Genomic DNA, 15,499 nt, shown 5'->3' on the forward strand with positions numbered 1-15,499 from the left:
TGTTGCCCGCCCTCGCAGCCGATATCCTCATGCATGCGGCACTTCGCCGTCGATACCTGGAGCATCGTCAGCATGAGCATCGCCGAACGCCATGATTCCTCTTCTCTCGACGCGACGGCGCTGGGCGCCGATATCGCCCTGGGCGCCACCACGGCGCTGGCTGCCATGCAGCAGGCGGTGGACAGCGTCGCGGCGCGCAATCCGTCCATCAACGCCGCCTGCGGCGTGCAGCCCGAGGCCGGCTTGCGGCTGGCAGAGGCGATGGACGCCGAACTTGCGTCGCTGACGTCCGAACAACGCCAGGCGCTGCTGCGCGACCGGCCATTTCTGGGCGTGCCCACCCTGCTCAAGGACCTGGCCACAGCCGCCATCGGCCTGCCTAGCATGATGGGGTCCGTGCTGTACGGCAAGGTCCAATGGAACCTCGACGCCGACATCGTCAAGCGCTATCGCCGCGCCGGGCTGATTCCGTTTGGCCGCACGACCAGCGCCGAGCTTGGCCTGAGCCCCACGACGGAATCGCCGGTCTATGGCCCGGCCACGCAGAATCCCTGGAAAAAGGGTCATAGCGCGGGCGGCTCCAGCGGCGGCGCCGGGGCGGCGCTGGCCAGCGGGATGGTGCGCATCGCCCATGGCAGCGATGGCGGCGGCTCGATCCGCATTCCCGCCTCGTGCTGCGGCGTGCTGGGGCTCAAGCCCTCGCGCGGCCTCATGCCGCTGGGTCCGCTGAAAGGAGAAGGGTGGGGCGGCCTGGCCACCGAACACATGATGACGCTGTCGGTGCGCGATTGCGCGGCGGCGCTGGACATCAGTGCGGGCGCGGACGTGGGTGCGCCTTATGCGGCGCCCGTCCAGCCCGCGCAATCCTATCGTGGCGTGGTGGCCCGCGTTGCCGCCGATCCGCGCGCGGCGCCCCGCCGGCGCATCGCGTTCATCAACACCACCTACGAAGGCGGCGCGATCCATCCCGATGTCGCCGCCACGCTGGACGAGGCCGCCGCGTTCTTCGCCGCGCTGGGTCATGAACTGGTGCCCGCCGCGCCGCCCGTCGGCTCCGAGGAAGTCCTGTCGCCGATGCTGCCCCTGATCGCCAGCGCGGCCGCCAACGCCATCGACAGCTTTGTGGCCGCGCGCGGCCGGCGCCTGGCCGCCGACGAATTGCAGCCCACCACGCTCGGCGCGCGCGAGTACGCCCGCGCGATCTCCGGTGCGCAGTACGTGGCCTGCGTGGACACCTGCCACGAAATCACCCGCCGCATCGGGCGCTTCCTGCATCGCGACGGCGCCCAGGGCTACGACCTGTTCCTCAGTCCGGTCCTGGCGCTGCCGCCCGCGCCTATCGGGCGCTACGCCATGGACAACGCCGACTATCTGGCCTACCGTCTGGGCAAGAAGGGCGTCATCGGCTATTCGCCATTCGCCCCGTTGGCCAACCTGACCGGCATGCCCGCCATTTCGATCCCCTTCGGCATGTCTGCGGACGGGCTGCCCATCGGTATCCAGGTAATGGGTCCGCTCGGCGCCGAGGCGCAATTGCTGGAGCTGGCTGCCCAGGTCGAAACGCTGCGGCCCTGGCCCTTGACGGCGCCCATGGCCCGATAGCTGCCACCGGGCGCCGCCGCGCCGCGCCGGCCGGCCAAACCAGGGAGATCGCATGTCATCGTTTGCGACGCATACCGTGTTCAACCAGGTGCCGCTCCTGGAAGACTATTCCCTGTACGACACCGATCCGGCGCTGCGCGAGGCCGTGCGGCGCGAGGGCGCCGAGGCCTGGGCGGGCGATCTTGCCGCGCACGGCGCCTGGTTGGGCCGGGCGCAGACGCTGGCCGCCGGCGCCGAGGCCAACCGCTGTCCGCCCCGCCTGGTCAGCTTCGACCGGGCCGGCCATCGCGTGGACCGCGTCGAATTCCACCCCGCCTGGAACGTGCTGATGAGCGGCATCATGGCGCGCGGCCTGCATAGCCGCGCGTGGATGCAGCCCGCGCCGGGCTCGCAGGTGGCGCGCGCGGCTGCCTATCTGATGCAGGGGCAGGTCGAGGCCGGCACGCTATGTCCCACCACCATGACCTTTGCCGCCGTGCCGCTGCTGCAACGCGAGCCCGCCGGCGTGGTGGACTTTGCCGGCCAATGGCTGCCTGCCCTATATGCGCGGGAGTTCGATGGCAGCGACGCGCCGCTTGCCGCCAAGCGCAGCGCGCTGATCGGCATGGGCATGACCGAAAAGCAGGGCGGCTCGGACCTGCGCGCGGTCACCACGCGCGCCGTGCCGCTGGGTGCGCCCGGCCGCGGATGCGCCTATCAGCTCGTGGGGCACAAATGGTTCTTTTCGGTGCCGCAGGCCGACGCCCACCTGGTCCTGGCGCAGACCGATGAGGGGCTGAGCTGCTTTTTCGTTCCGCGCTGGATCCCGGATGGCCCGCGCAACGCGGTGCGCGTGCGGCGGTTGAAGGACAAGCTGGGCAACTGGAGCAACGCCAGCTCGGAAGTCGAATTCGAGGATGCCTGGGGCGTGATGGTCGGCGAGCCCGGCCGTGGCCTGTCGGTGCTGCTGGAGATGGCGGGCACCACGCGGCTGGACTGCGTGCTGGGCAGCGCGGCGCTCCTGCGCCAGGCGCTGGCGCAGTCGGCGCACCACGCGCTGCACCGCCGGGCCTTCGGCAAGCCGCTGGTCGAACAGCCGCTGATGCGCAATGTGCTGATCGATCTGGCGCTGGAAAGCGAAGCGGCCATGGTCCTGGCGCTGCGTCTGGCGCGTGCCGTGGACGAGCGCGCCGACGCGGGCGCGCGCGCGCTGGTGCGCGTGGGCACGCCGGCCGCCAAGCTGTGGGTCTGCAAGCGCGCGGTTGCCGCCGTGGCCGAGTGCATGGAGGTCTGGGGCGGCAACGGTTACGTCGAGGAAGGCCCGATGCCGCGCCTTTACCGCGAAACGCCCGTCAATTCGATCTGGGAAGGCTCGGGCAACGTCATGGCGCTGGACGTGCTGCGGGCGCTGCAACGCGAACCCGATGCGCTGCCGGCGCTGGAGGCCGAATTGGCCCGCGCCGCGGGGCAGTACCGGGATTTCGACGCGGCGCTGGCGCGTTGGCGCGCCATGTTGGCGGATGGCGAGCACGCGCAATTCCACGCGCGCCGCATCGCCGCCGGGCTGGCGCGCCTGTGGCAGGCGGCGCTGCTCATCGAGCACGCGCCCGCCGCCGTGTCGCAGGCCTTCGTCGCCAGCCGCCTGCGGGAGACGGGCGGCATGTTCGGCGAACTGGGCGCGGGGGACGATACATCTGGCGTCGCCACGCCGGCGATCCTGGCGCGCGCCTGGCCCGCCATCGCCGCATGCTAAATTTCCCGGCTCAAGCAACTTTTCCGCACTTCTACCGCCATGCTCTCCCAGCAAGAACTCAAGCAGCAAGCCGCCGACGCGGCCCTGGAATTCGTCGAACAGGTCGCCGGCCCGGACGTCATCATCGGCGTGGGCACCGGTTCCACCGCCGACCTGTTCATCGACGGCCTGGCGCGATTCAAGGGCCGCATCGGCGGGACGGTCGCCAGCTCCGAGCGCAGCGCGGCTCGCCTTGCCGGCCATGGCCTCAACGTGCTGGACCTGAACGACGTCTCGACCATGCCCATCTACGTGGACGGCGCCGACGAGATCAACGCCGACCTGCACATGATCAAGGGCGGCGGCGGGGCGCTTACGCGCGAGAAGATCGTGGCCTCGGTGGCCGAGCGCTTCATCTGCATCGCCGACGAATCCAAGCTGGTGCAGACGCTGGGCAAGTTTCCGCTGCCACTCGAGGTCATCCCGATGGCGCGCGAGTCCGTGGCCCGCGCGCTGACCGCGCTGGGCGGCCAGCCCCGCCTGCGCGACGGCTTTGTCACCGACAACGGCAACATCATCCTGGACGTGTCGGGCCTCACCATCTCGGACGCGCCCGCGTTCGAAGCCATCGTCAACAACCTGCCGGGCGTCGTGACCTGCGGCCTGTTTGCGTTGTCCGGCGCCGACGTGGCCCTGCTGGCCACCCAGAACGGCATCCGCCGCCTGGACCGCCGCGCCTGATTGCGGCGGCCAAGGCTGGTCCCGCCGAACCGCCTTGCGGGGGGCGGGGCCGCCATTCATAATCCTGTCACACTTGGGTCATAACCTTGCCGGTTGTGCAGGCCCATCTCGTAACTTCTCTCAACTTCGGGGCAATGCAATGAGATCAACCACGCAGGGAGCCCGGATGACGGAGCATACAAACAAGCAGTTCGACGCCGATCTGGAAAGCGTCCGTTCGCAATTCTTGCAAATGGGCGGCGTGGTGGAAGCCATGATCCAGGAGGCGATCGATGCGCTGGCCAGCGGCGACATGACACTGGTTGAAAAGGTGCGCGAGCGGGAAAAGGAAGTCAACCGCCACGAAGTCGAGATCGACGAAAGCATCAGCCGCATCCTGGCCCGGCATCAGCCCACCGCCATCGACCTGCGCATGCTGATGGCCGTGTCCAAGATGCTGACCGACATGGAACGCTCCGGCGACGAGGCCGAGAAGGTCGCTACCGTCGCCCGCCGCGTTCACGAAGGCGAACTGCGCCACATTCCCGTGATCGAACTGCGCCACATGGCCGCCAACGTGCGCAACATGCTGCACCAGGCGCTTGACGCGTTCGCCCGTCTCGACCCCATCCAGGCCGCCGCCGTCGTGCGCAGCGACAAGGAAGTCGACAAGGAATGGAAGGGCGCGCTGCGCCACCTGATCACCTACATGATCGAAGACCCGCGCACGATCTCGCGCGCCATCGACATGATCTTCATCGCGCGCGCGCTCGAACGCATTGGCGACCACGCCAAGAACATGTCCGAACGCGTGATCTACATGGTCAAGGGCGCCGACGTGCGCCACACCGGCGTGAAGAACACCGAGCGCCTGGCGCGCGGCGAAGAAGAATCCGAGGACACCTCGGACCAGTAAACGGCAAGACCGGCTGCCGCTTTACAGCGGCAGCGCCGCTCCCTGGCACAGCCGGGGATCCGGCACACCCGACTTGCCGCCGTCGATGCGGCCCGCCAGCCGGCGTCCAAAGACCGGCATGGCCGGCGCACTGACTTCCAGGTCGTACCAGCCCTCGCAACCCGCGTACTTGAGCTCGACCGCGCCGCCCGCGGGCACGTGCGCCATCGCGCGCCAGCCATCGTTCATCTGCGATTCCACCCGCACCGGTTGGGGCTCGCCGCCGTGGTTCACGAGCCGCAGGCGCAGGCCCGAGGTGACGGGCACCAATTGCGCTTCCAGCGTGCCCGCATCGCGCGCATCGCCGCGGAACTGCCGGTGAAAGCCGTCCGGCCCCAATAGCCAGAGGTCGTACCTGCGGTCCGCGCCCAGCTTCCAGCCGTCGTCCAGGCGCGCGCCCGCACCGACCGTGTAGCGCCGGGGCGCGCGCGCCAGCGCGAGCCGATCGTACACGTGCAACACGGCGCCCGCGCTGCCCGGATTTCGCAGCGTCAGGCGGTAGTGTTCGCCGTCGGCCGCCATCTGGCCCACGGCCTCCAGCGTGTAGGGCAGGGGACAGGTGTGGCGGTTGCTGTCCGGGTGATGCGAATTCCGGTCGCCAGCGAAATCGAATGCCGTCGTCAGGTCGCCGGCCACCGAGCGCCGCCAGGCGCTGATGTTGGGTTCGGCCACGCCGAACCGCATTTCCAGAAATCGGATGACCGAGGTGTGGTCGAACACCTGCGAATTGACCCACCCGCCGCGGCTCCAGGGCGAGACGACCAGCATCGGCACGCGTGGCCCCAGGCCGAAGGCGCGCCCGTGCATGCCCGCCGGATCGTCGGCCGTGGACGCGCTGGGACCCCGCCGCGCGTCGTGGTATTCGCCGTCCAGCTCCACGGTCGACAGGCCGCCCGACTCGCCGTCCGGAGGTCGCGCCGGCGGCGCGGGCGGGGGCATGTGATCGAAGAAGCAATCGTTTTCGTCGTAGGTGACGAACAGCACGCACCGGCTCCAGGTGTCGGAACTGGACGTCAGGATGTCCAGCACCCGCTCGGTATAGGCGCCGCCTCGCCGGGGCGAGGAGACTTCGGGATGCTCCGAGTCGGCCGTGGGCGCGATGATCCACGAGACGGCGGGCAGCGTGCCCTGCGCTACATCGCGCGCCAGGTCGTCCAGCGTGCGGGTGGCCAGCGCGCGGTCGCGCAGCGGCGCGTCGCCGGCGCTGTCCTCGTGTTGCCGCCGGTACTGCCGGAATCCCGCAAGCGGATTGTCGTTGTAGTTGTCCGCCATGTCCTGATAGATGCGCCAGTCCACGCCCGCGTCCTGCAGACGCTCGGGGTACGTGGTCCAGGCGTAGCCTTCGCCCGCGGGGCCCAGCCGGTCAAAGGTGTTGACCAGCGCGGGTCCGCCGGCCGCGCCCAGCGGATCGTTCGTCCCGGTCCACAGGAACAGCCGGTTCGGATTGGTGCCTGCCTGGATCGAGCAGTGATAGGCATCGCACAGCGTGAAGGCGTTGGCCAGGGCGGTCTGAAACGGCACGTCGGCGCTGCGGTAGACGCCCAGCCCCAGCCGGCTCTTGGCGGACAGCCATTGGTCCATGCGGCCGTCGTTCCAGGCGCGCTGCGAGTCGTCCCAGGTATGCGGCGTGATGTAGCCGACGGGCTTGTCGCTGGGAACCTCAGCCTGCAGATCGTAGGGGCGGCATCGCGCCTGGCCATCGGTCTGCGTCATCACCGTGCCCGCGCGGGTGGGCGCGGGATGCGGATCCGCGAACCCGCGCACGCCGGGCAGCGTGCCGAAGTAATGGTCGAAGGACCGGTTTTCCTGCATCAGGATCACGACGTGGCGCACATCTTGCAGCGTGCCGGTCTTGCGGTCGGGTTCGATCTGCAAGGCACGCGCGATGACAGGGGACGGGTCGGGACTGATGGGCGGGCGCGATTCTTCTTTCATGACAGCTTTAATACGGTCGGCATTCTTTGAATCTTAAGGCCTTGGCCGGTGTGCGATTGACGCTCGGAAGACACTCGGGCAGGACGGATGCCGGCGTGCCGCAAAAACAAAGCCCCTCGCATGCGAGGGGCTTTGCCAAGCCGCGCGCCTGTGGGCGCGGCGGGGGCGGGCCGGATCAGGCCGAGGGCGGAACGTAGCCGTCGGCTTCGACGCTGCCGTCTTCGAAAAGATAGCGTTCCATTTGCTGCTGCAGGTACTTGCGTGCGCGGGCGTCGGCCAGGTTCAGGCGGTTTTCGTTCACCAGGCGGGTCTGCACGCCTTTCCAGTCTTCCCAGGCTTCCTTGGAAATGCTTTGCCAGATGCGGGTGCCGAGTTCACCGGGATAGGGCGGGTAGTCCAGTCCTTCGGCTTCACGCTTCAGTTTCACACAGTTGACGATACGGGCCATGGTTCGCTGCCGGAAAAATGAATAACGCGCCATTTTAGCGGGCTTGGCGTGCGTCGGGCGCCAAACCCCTTCCGCTGGCGGTGCAATGGCCCCGCAGGCCGGTCTCAGAGCTTCTTGATGAAGACCAGGCTGTTGCGGGAACGGTTGTAGTTGGTCTGCTTTTCGCGGGGCAGGTCGGTGATGCCGCCCTGCACGAAACCGCGCTTGATGAACCAGTGCGAGGTACGCGTGGTCAGCACGAACAGCCGCTTGGCCCCCAGCGCGCGGGCGCGCGACTCCATGTGGCGCAGCAGGATTTCGCCTTCGCCCGAGCCTTGCCATTCCGGGTGCACGATCAGGCAGGCCATTTCGGCCATCTGTTCCTCGTGAAAGTCGTGCAGCGCCGCGCAGCCGTAGATGACGCCGTCGTGTTCCAGCACGGTGAAGTTTTCGACGTCGCGCTCGACCACGCTGCGCGGGCGCGGCACCAGCGTGCCGTCGGCTTCCAGCGGCTCGATGAGGCTGAGGATGGCGCCCACGTCGTCGATGGTGGCCGGGCGCAGGTCGTCCAGCGTGTCCTCGACGACCATGGTGCCCACGCCGTCGTGGGTGAAGATCTCGAGCAGCACGCTGCCGTCCAGTTGGAACGGCAGCAGGTGGGCGCGCGCCACGCCGCGCTTGACCGCGAGCGAGGCGTATTGCAGGAAGGAATGGGTCTCTTCGTCCAGCTCGCCGGCCGCCAGGAGGGCGTCGGCATCCACACGCGCCAGTTCGGTGTCCAGCGTGCCGTCGTCGTTCAGCACGCCTTGCGAGCTGGACAGGAAGATCAGCTTTTCGGCGCGCAGTCCCACGGCCACGCTGGTGGCCAGGTCTTCCATCGCCAGATTGAAGGCATCGCCCGTGGGCGAGAAACCCAGCGGCGACAGCAGCACGACCGACGAGCCTTTCTCGATGGCGAACTTCAGCGCTTCCACGTCGATCTTGCGCACCTGGCCGGTGTGCTTGTAGTCCACGCCATCCAGCACGCCCGCCGGACGCGCGGTGACGAAATTGCCGGAGATGACGCGGATGTGCGCGTGCGACATGGGCGTGTTGGGCAGCCCCTGGCTGAACGCGGCCTCGATGTCCAGGCGGATCTCGCCGGCGGCTTCCTTGGCGCACTCAAGCGCGGCGGCGTCGGTGGGGGACATGCCCCGGTCGAACTGCTGCGTGTAGCCTTTCAGGCGCAGCTGCTCGTTGACCTGGGGCCGCGAGCCATGCACCAGCACCAGCCGGATGCCCAGCGACGAGAGCAGGGACAGATCCTGGACCAGGGCGTTCAGCGCGCCGGCCTGCACCAGTTCGCCGCCAAACGCCACCACGAAGGTCTTGCCTCGGAACGCATGCACGTAGGGGGCCACGTCTCGGAACCATCGCACAAATTGCGCGGCGGCGAATTCAGGGGCTTCAAGGGCGGAGACGGTGTCTGGTTCCAGGTCGGGCATGATGTGTGTTGCTTAAGATCCTATGGGTCGCGGGACGGCGCGGGCCGAGGGGCCATGCGCAGAGCACCGCCCCGGGGGCGGCGCTAGGCGGAATTATAGGGCTCGCGCCTGCCGCGCCCACGGCGGGCGCGGCAGGCGTTGTTGCGGGCGCCCCACAGGCGGTCGCGCTTTGCGGTCCCGGCAGGCGAGCGGACCGCAAGGCGCGCGTCAATGCCGCGACAACTGGCGGTGTTCCAGCCGGCTGAGCAGCCGCACCACCGGCCACAGCAGCGCCAGGTAGAAAAGCGCCGCCAACACGATGGGCGACGGGTTGTAGACCAGCGACTGGGCGTCGCGGGCCACCCGAAGCAGCTCGGGCAGCGCCACGGCGCTAGCCAGCGTGGTCAGCTTGACCACTTCGAGCGTGTTGCTGATGAGGTCCGGCATGACATTGCGCGTGGCCTGCGGGATCTGAACGTGCCACATCGTTTGCCAGGCCGACAGGCCGGTGGACCGCGCCGCCTCGATCTGGCCGCGCGGCACGCTTTCCAGGCCGGCGCGAAAGACCTCGCCGTAGTAGGACGAGTTGTTCAGCATGAAGCCCACGGCCACCGCCAGCAATTTGGGCAGGTCCAGCCCCAGGAACGGCGCACCGAAGTAGATGAAGATCAGCAGCACCAGCGGCGGCAGCGCGCGAAAGAAGTCGATGTAGATGGCCAGCAGCACGCGCGGCCAGCGCGCCTTCAGCGTGACCGACAGCACCCCGATGAGCAGCCCCGAGGCCAGCCCCACGGGAATCACCATGGCTGACAGCATCAGCGTGCGGCCCAGACCCTGCAAGAGGTACGGCGCGACGCTGACATAGATGTTCAGGTTGAAGAAATTCTGCAGGATTTCGTCCATGCGGTTCCCCTGGGGCCCGTTTGGGGCCCGTTCGGGGCTCCCTTGTTGTGCCGGGCGGGTGTGATCAGCCTCGCTTCCTGCCCGGTATGTATTCGTAAAGATGCGTTCGCGCAGTGCTTCCCGTCAGTGCTTCCCGTCAGTGCTTCCATTTGAAGCGCGTTTCGGTCCAGCGCCCCAGCACGACCACGGGCAGGAAGATCAGCAGGCACGCCACCGCGGCCAAGGTCAGCGGCGTGGCGTTGCCCGCATTGCTGCTGGCCGATTGCGCGTTGTTGAGCACTTCGCTCAAGCCCACGACAGAGCCCAGCGCGGTGCTTTTGGTGATGGCGATGACGCGGTTGGTCAGCGGCGCGACCGTCAGCCGCATGGCCTGCGGCATCACCACATACACCATGCTCTGCAGCCAGTTCAGCCCCGTCGAGCGCGCCGCCTCGGCCTGGCCGCGCGGCACGGACAGGATGCCCGCCCAGAAGATTTCCTCGGCAAAAGCGGCCAGCACCAGCGACAGCGACAGCCAGCACGCCATGAACGCCGACATCGACAGGTTGATGTACGGGAACGCGAAGAACAGCACCATGATCACCACCAGCGGCGGCAGCGCACGCAGGATGTCGGCAAAGCAGATGATCAGGAAATTGACCGGCCGGATGCGCAGCGCGCGCACCACGGCCAGGACGAGACCGAGCGCCACGCCTGTCGCGGCCACGGCCACGCCCAGTTGGAGCGTGACCCACATGCCGGCCAGGATGTCGGGCAGGTAGAGCCAGGCGACTTCCGCATTGAAGAACGAGAACAGCAGGGCATTCAGATCCATGGCGAACTCTTCAAACCGCGTTACGCGGCATGTTCCGCCATGCTGGCCAGGAAGGCCTGCGTGCGGGGTTGTCGGGGGGCGCCGAAGACGTCCTGCGGCGGGCCTTGTTCGACGATCACCCCGCCGTCCATGAACACGACCCGGTCGGCCGCCGCGCGGGCAAAGCCCATTTCGTGGCTGACCACCATCATCGTCATGCCGTCGCGCTTGAGTTCACGCATCACGTTCAGCACGCTCCCCACCAGCTCCGGGTCCAGCGCGCTGGTCGGCTCGTCGAACAGCACGACCTTGGGCCGCAGCGCCAGCGAACGCGCGATACCCACACGCTGCTGCTGGCCGCCGGACAGCTGGTCGGGATAGGCTTTTGCCTTGTCGGCCAGCCCCACGCGGTCCAGCGCCTCCATGCCGCGGCGGTCGGCCTCGGCACGCGCCAGCTTCTGCACCTTGCGCAGCGCCAGCGTGATGTTCGACAGCACGGACATGTGGCGGTACAGGTTGAAGTGCTGGAACACCATGCCGATGTTCTGGCGGATGCGGTTCAACTCGGCCGCGGGGGCGGTGATTTCCTCTCCGTCGACGTGGATGCTGCCGGCGGTCGGCTCCTCCAGCCGGTTGCAGCAGCGCAACAGGCTGCTCTTGCCCGAGCCGGACGGGCCGATCATGAAGACCAGCTCGCCCTTGCCCACGTCCAGGTCGATCCCTTTCAGGACCGCGTTGTCGCCATAGGACTTGTGCAGCCCGGCGATTTTCAGGATCGGCGTTTCCATTGAAAGCTCCTCAAAGCGCGGGCGGGAGGCCGCGTTGCGGCTTCCCCCCTGTCGTTGGCGGTGCGCCGGAAAATCAGCTGCAGCGCAGCTCGACCGGCTTGGCGTCGTAGCCCGGCAGGTCCGGCACGCCCTGGCCCGGCGTCACCGTGACCGCCGCGGAACCCGCGGCAGGCGTGAAGCCGAACCACTTTTGCGCCAGCTTGGACACCGTGCCGTCCTGCTTGAGGCACTTGAGCGCCATCGACACGCGGTCGCGCCCCGCCTGGTCGTCCAGCCGGAACGCCAGCGCCCACACCAGGCCCGTCTTGATCGTGTAGCTGGTGCGCACCGCCGGGTTCTGCTTGGCCGCCCACGCCGCCACCGTGTTGCCCGCCAGGTTGGCGTCCGCGCGGCCGGCCTGCACGGCCTGAACCGCGTCGGCGTTGGAGGCGTACACGTCATACGTGAAGCCGTACTTGGCGGCGTTGTCGCGCGCCCAGTTCTCGTAGGCCGAGCCCTTGTTGACCGCCAGCTTGCGGCCCTTCAGGTCATCCAGCCCTTTGATTTCCTTGCCGTTCTTGCCGATCACGAAGGTGTAGTCCGTGTTCAGGTAGCCCTCGGAGAACAGCAGGGCGCGGGCGCGTTCCTCGGTGGCCGTGGTGGGCGCCAGCACGAAGTCGTACTTCTTGGCGTTCAGCCCCGGAATCAGCGCCGCGTATTCGGTGCCCTCGATCTTGATCGTCGTGCCCAACTGCTTGGCGATGGCTTGGCCGAGTTCGATGTTGAAACCGTCCAGGCCGCCGCCCAGCTTGGGCATGGCGTGCGGGGCGAACGTGGCATCCACGCCGGTGGTCAGTGGCTGGGCGGCAACCGCGGCCAGGCTGGCGCCAGCCAGGCACAACGTGAGGCCGCAGCGGCCGGCAAAAGTCAGGGTGCGGAGAAGGCGGGTCATGGCAGGTCCTTTAGGGAAGAGGCGTCTTGCCCAGGGCGGGTCCGGTTCCCACGCGCTCGAGGATCAAGCCGTAGTGTTCCGGACGCCGGTGGGCGGCGAAGTTGAAGATGTGCTGCTTGAAGGTGTCTCCCAGCGCCAGATCGGCCTGGCAGAAAATCACCTCGTCCTCCTCCCCCTGCGCCTGCGCCACGATCTCGCCCGTGGGCGCGACGATGGCCGATCCGGCGATCAGGTGGCTGCCGTCCTCGTTGCCTGCCTTGCCTGCGGCAGCCACCCAGACCGCGTTCTGATACGCGGCCGCCTGCAGACTGAGCAGGTGGTGGAACATGCGCAAGTGGACCGGTTCGTTCCAGTGGATGTTCAATGACGGCGTGTTGTATCCCAGCGCCACGATCTCGGCGCCCTGCAACGCGAGCACGCGCCAGGTCTCCGTCCAGCGGCGGTCGTTGCACAGGCACATGCCGATGCGCGTGCCCAGCGTTTCCCAGACGTTGAAGCCGTCGTTGCCGACCTCGAAGAACTTCTTTTCCAAGTGCTGGAAGGGCGCGTCGGGCTTGTGGTCGCTGTGGCCTGGCAGATGGATCTTGCGGTAGCGTCCGACGATGCGCGCGTTGGCGTCGACCAGGATGCTGGTGTTGTAGCGCCGGCCATCCGAGGCGATTTCCGCATAACCCAGATAAAACCCGATGCCCAGTTCCCGGGCGGTGTCGAACAGCACGCGGGTCTCGGGGCCGGGCATCTCCTTTTCGAAGTAGCGCGCCATCGCCTCTTCTTCGGTCATCCAGTAGCGCGGAAAGAAGGTGGTCAGCGCCAGTTCCGGAAACACCACCATGCGCGCGCCGCGTCCGTGCGCCTCGCGCATCATCTCGAGCAGGCGGGCCACCGCCTGCCGCCGGGTCTCTTCGGGTTGCACCGGACCCATCTGCGCGACCGCCAGGCCGAAGGGACGTTTGCTCATGCCGTGATCCTTTGCTCAGTGACTCAGGCGGCGCTATCGGCCGAAAAGTATTTGCGCACCAGCGCGTTGGGGTTGCCGGTCAGTCGCTGACGCAGCACCGGTTCCGGCGTGCCGCGCTTGATGAAGCGGCCGCTGCCGCGCGCCACGTGCAACTGTCCGTCCTGGACGGCGATGCGGCCGCGGCTGATGACCACTTCGGGCCAGCCGCGCACCGTCCTGCCCTCGTAGGGCGTGTAGCCGACGTTGTCGTGCAGCATGGATGCGGAGATCGTCACTTCGCGTTCCGGGTTCCAGATGGCGATGTCGGCGTCCGCGCCCACGGCGATCGTTCCTTTCTGCGGATACAGGCCGTAGGTGCGGGCGTGATTGGATGCGGTCAGCGCGACGAAGCGTTCGATGGAAATGCGCCCGCCCAGCACGCCTTCGGAGAACAGCAGCGGCATGCGCACTTCCAGTCCCGGCACGCCATTGGCCACGTCCTTGAAGGTGGTGGCCTCGCCCTTGGGCAGCTTGCCGCTGGCATCGAAGCGGTAGGGCGCGTGGTCGGACGAATAGATCTGCAGCGTGCCGTCGGCCAGGCCCTGCCAGACGGCCTCTTGCGAGGCCGCATCGCGCGGGGGCGGGCTGCAGCAGAACTTGGCGCCTTCCAGTCCCGGCGCGTCGATGTTGTCGGCCGTCAGGAACAGGTATTGCGGGCAGCTTTCGGCGTGGATCGGCAGCCCCAGCGCCTGCGACGAATGCACCACGCGCACGGCTTCCAGTCCGGCCACGTGCACGATCAGGATCGGCACATCCATCATCCGGGCCAGCGTCACGGCGCGGTTCGTCGCCTCGCTTTCGGCCAGCGGCGTGTGGGCCACCGCGTGATACTTGGGCGCTGTCATGCCGCGTTCGGCCAGGCGGCGCGCCACCCAGCGGATCATGTCGTTGTTCTCGGCGTGCACCATGACCAGCGCGCCCTCGCGGTCGGCGACCTCCAGCACGTCCAGCAGCTGGTAGTCGTCCAGCTTCAGGCGGTCGTAGGTCATGAAGACCTTGAAAGACGTGATGCCGTTCTTGATGAGCGCGGGCAGGTCATGCTTGAGCGCCTGTTCCGTGGGGTCGGACAGGATCAGGTGAAAGCCATAATCGATGACGGCCTTTTCCTCGGCGCGGCGGGCGTAGTCGGCCACGACTTCAGGCAGCGCGTTGCCGCGATGCTGTGCCGCGAAGGGAATGATGGTGGTCGTGCCGCCGAAGGCCGCGGACACGGTTGCGCTGTAGAAGTCGTCGGCGCACATGATGCCCATGCCCGACAGCTGTTCGACGTGGCAGTGGCTGTCGATGCCGCCGGGCAGCACCCAGCGGCCCGCGGCGTCGATGTCGCGCGCGCCCGGCGGCAGGCCCTGGCCCAGCGCGACGACCACGCCGTCGCGCACGCCGATGTCGGCATGGAAGGTGTCGGCGGCCGTGCTGATGCGGCCGTTGCGGATCGTCAGGTCGAATGCTGCGGTGTCGGTCATGGATAGGGTTTCCGCGCGAAGGGGGGGTCAGAGCGTGCCGGGATAGATGCCGCCGTCCAGCACGAGGTTCTGCCCCGTCATGAAACCGGCGCGCGCGCCGCACAGAAAGGCGCAGGCGTCGCCGAACTCGGCGGGGTCGCCATAGCGGCCCGCGGGGATGCCCGCCAGCCGCGCGGCCAGCACGTCGTCCACCGTCTTGCCGCTGTCGCGCGCGCCGCGCTCGGCCGTCTGGCGCAGGCGGTCCGTCAGGAACGGGCCGGGCAGCAGGTTGTTGATCGTGACGCCGTGGCGCACGGTCTGGCGCGCCAGTCCCGCGACAAATCCGGTCAGCCCGGCGCGTGCGCCGTTGGACAGGCCCAGGATGTCGATGGGCATCTTCACGGCGGCCGACGTGATGTTCACGATGCGGCCGAAGCGGCGCGCGATCATGCCGTCCACCGTGGCGCGGATCAGCGCGATCGGCGTCAGCATGTTGGCGTCCAGCGCCGCAATCCAGTCCTCGCGCGACCATTCGCGGAAGTCGCCCGGCTTGGGCCCGCCCGCGTTGGTGACCAGGATGTCGGGCTCGGGGCACGCCGCAAGCAGCGCCTGTCTTCCGGCCTCGGTGGTGACGTCGGCGGCCACCGTGACGACCGAGGCGCCCGTTTCGCGGCGGATGGCGTCAGCCGCGGCGTCCAGCGTGGCCGCGGTGCGCGCGGCCATCACCAGATTCACGCCTTCGCGCGCCAGCGATAGCGCGCAGGCGTAGCCCAGACCCTTGCTCGATGCGCACACCAGCGCGTGCTTTCCCTTGATGCCCAGATCCATGCGA

Annotated in this window: 14 protein-coding genes; 4 read left to right on the forward strand and 10 right to left on the reverse strand. The window is 68.1% G+C overall.

Annotated elements, in window-relative coordinates; genetic code table 11:
* Positions 1-33: 33 nt before the first annotated feature.
* The 4 genes from H4P35_RS08210 to phoU all read left to right on the forward strand — a co-directional run bounded on the left by H4P35_RS08210 (position 34) and on the right by phoU (position 4,949).
* A complete protein-coding gene (locus H4P35_RS08210) occupies positions 34-1,602 on the forward strand; it encodes an amidase (RefSeq protein WP_226848588.1) in 1,569 nt (522 codons plus the stop codon).
* Positions 1,603-1,654: 52 nt separating this feature from the next.
* Positions 1,655-3,334: an isovaleryl-CoA dehydrogenase gene (locus H4P35_RS08215; RefSeq protein WP_226848589.1), complete on the forward strand. Its 1,680-nt coding sequence runs from the start codon at positions 1,655-1,657 to the stop codon at positions 3,332-3,334.
* A 39-nt stretch (positions 3,335-3,373) separates the two neighbouring features.
* Positions 3,374-4,054, forward strand: coding sequence for a ribose-5-phosphate isomerase RpiA (gene rpiA / locus H4P35_RS08220; protein ID WP_180099204.1), 681 nt, complete (start codon positions 3,374-3,376; stop codon positions 4,052-4,054).
* 166 nt (positions 4,055-4,220) lie between these two features.
* Positions 4,221-4,949: a phosphate signaling complex protein PhoU gene (gene phoU / locus H4P35_RS08225; RefSeq protein WP_056320149.1), complete on the forward strand. Its 729-nt coding sequence runs from the start codon at positions 4,221-4,223 to the stop codon at positions 4,947-4,949.
* A gap of 21 nt (positions 4,950-4,970) precedes the next feature.
* Here the strand turns inward: phoU and H4P35_RS08230 are convergent, their stop codons facing one another.
* The 10 genes from H4P35_RS08230 to H4P35_RS08275 form a co-directional block, all read right to left on the reverse strand.
* Complete coding sequence (locus H4P35_RS08230) at positions 4,971-6,923, reverse strand: phosphocholine-specific phospholipase C (RefSeq protein WP_226848590.1); 1,953 nt, start codon at positions 6,921-6,923, stop codon at positions 4,971-4,973.
* Between the two features lie 175 nt (positions 6,924-7,098).
* Complete coding sequence (locus tag H4P35_RS08235; protein WP_056320154.1) at positions 7,099-7,371, reverse strand: oxidative damage protection protein; 273 nt, start codon at positions 7,369-7,371, stop codon at positions 7,099-7,101.
* A gap of 104 nt (positions 7,372-7,475) precedes the next feature.
* A complete protein-coding gene (gene argA, locus H4P35_RS08240; RefSeq protein WP_226848591.1) occupies positions 7,476-8,834 on the reverse strand; it encodes an amino-acid N-acetyltransferase in 1,359 nt (452 codons plus the stop codon).
* Between the two features lie 207 nt (positions 8,835-9,041).
* Positions 9,042-9,716, reverse strand: coding sequence for an amino acid ABC transporter permease (locus H4P35_RS08245; protein ID WP_226848592.1), 675 nt, complete (start codon positions 9,714-9,716; stop codon positions 9,042-9,044).
* A gap of 136 nt (positions 9,717-9,852) precedes the next feature.
* Positions 9,853-10,530 (reverse strand): amino acid ABC transporter permease, encoded by a 678-nt coding sequence (locus H4P35_RS08250; protein WP_226848593.1) that lies wholly within the window; start codon positions 10,528-10,530, stop codon positions 9,853-9,855.
* Positions 10,531-10,550: 20 nt separating this feature from the next.
* Positions 10,551-11,297: an amino acid ABC transporter ATP-binding protein gene (locus H4P35_RS08255; protein ID WP_056320163.1), complete on the reverse strand. Its 747-nt coding sequence runs from the start codon at positions 11,295-11,297 to the stop codon at positions 10,551-10,553.
* 73 nt (positions 11,298-11,370) lie between these two features.
* Positions 11,371-12,228: a transporter substrate-binding domain-containing protein gene (locus H4P35_RS08260; protein WP_175156869.1), complete on the reverse strand. Its 858-nt coding sequence runs from the start codon at positions 12,226-12,228 to the stop codon at positions 11,371-11,373.
* A gap of 10 nt (positions 12,229-12,238) precedes the next feature.
* A complete protein-coding gene (locus H4P35_RS08265) occupies positions 12,239-13,186 on the reverse strand; it encodes an N-carbamoyl-D-amino-acid hydrolase (protein WP_128827150.1) in 948 nt (315 codons plus the stop codon).
* Positions 13,187-13,209: 23 nt separating this feature from the next.
* The gene (gene hydA, locus H4P35_RS08270; RefSeq protein WP_226848594.1) at positions 13,210-14,688 is read right to left on the reverse strand and encodes a dihydropyrimidinase; all 1,479 of its coding nucleotides are present in this window, start codon (positions 14,686-14,688) and stop codon (positions 13,210-13,212) included.
* A gap of 27 nt (positions 14,689-14,715) precedes the next feature.
* Positions 14,716-15,495, reverse strand: coding sequence for an SDR family oxidoreductase (locus tag H4P35_RS08275; RefSeq protein WP_056320173.1), 780 nt, complete (start codon positions 15,493-15,495; stop codon positions 14,716-14,718).
* Between the last annotated feature and the right edge of the window lie 4 nt (positions 15,496-15,499).

Source organism: Achromobacter sp. 77 (genome assembly GCF_020541125.1).
Taxonomy (GTDB): domain Bacteria; phylum Pseudomonadota; class Gammaproteobacteria; order Burkholderiales; family Burkholderiaceae_B; genus Achromobacter; species Achromobacter mucicolens.

Coding starts and splice junctions, on each gene's coding strand:
- rpiA (WP_180099204.1), top strand. CDS start 3,374: ATGCTCTCCCAGCAAGAACTCAAGCAGCAAGCCGCCGACGCGGCCCTG.
- H4P35_RS08260 (WP_175156869.1), bottom strand. CDS start 12,228: ATGACCCGCCTTCTCCGCACCCTGACTTTTGCCGGCCGCTGCGGCCTC.
- H4P35_RS08230 (WP_226848590.1), bottom strand. CDS start 6,923: ATGAAAGAAGAATCGCGCCCGCCCATCAGTCCCGACCCGTCCCCTGTC.
- argA (WP_226848591.1), bottom strand. CDS start 8,834: ATGCCCGACCTGGAACCAGACACCGTCTCCGCCCTTGAAGCCCCTGAA.
- hydA (WP_226848594.1), bottom strand. CDS start 14,688: ATGACCGACACCGCAGCATTCGACCTGACGATCCGCAACGGCCGCATC.
- phoU (WP_056320149.1), top strand. CDS start 4,221: ATGACGGAGCATACAAACAAGCAGTTCGACGCCGATCTGGAAAGCGTC.
- H4P35_RS08275 (WP_056320173.1), bottom strand. CDS start 15,495: ATGGATCTGGGCATCAAGGGAAAGCACGCGCTGGTGTGCGCATCGAGC.
- H4P35_RS08210 (WP_226848588.1), top strand. CDS start 34: ATGCGGCACTTCGCCGTCGATACCTGGAGCATCGTCAGCATGAGCATC.
- H4P35_RS08250 (WP_226848593.1), bottom strand. CDS start 10,530: ATGGATCTGAATGCCCTGCTGTTCTCGTTCTTCAATGCGGAAGTCGCC.
- H4P35_RS08235 (WP_056320154.1), bottom strand. CDS start 7,371: ATGGCCCGTATCGTCAACTGTGTGAAACTGAAGCGTGAAGCCGAAGGA.
- H4P35_RS08265 (WP_128827150.1), bottom strand. CDS start 13,186: ATGAGCAAACGTCCCTTCGGCCTGGCGGTCGCGCAGATGGGTCCGGTG.
- H4P35_RS08245 (WP_226848592.1), bottom strand. CDS start 9,716: ATGGACGAAATCCTGCAGAATTTCTTCAACCTGAACATCTATGTCAGC.
- H4P35_RS08255 (WP_056320163.1), bottom strand. CDS start 11,297: ATGGAAACGCCGATCCTGAAAATCGCCGGGCTGCACAAGTCCTATGGC.
- H4P35_RS08215 (WP_226848589.1), top strand. CDS start 1,655: ATGTCATCGTTTGCGACGCATACCGTGTTCAACCAGGTGCCGCTCCTG.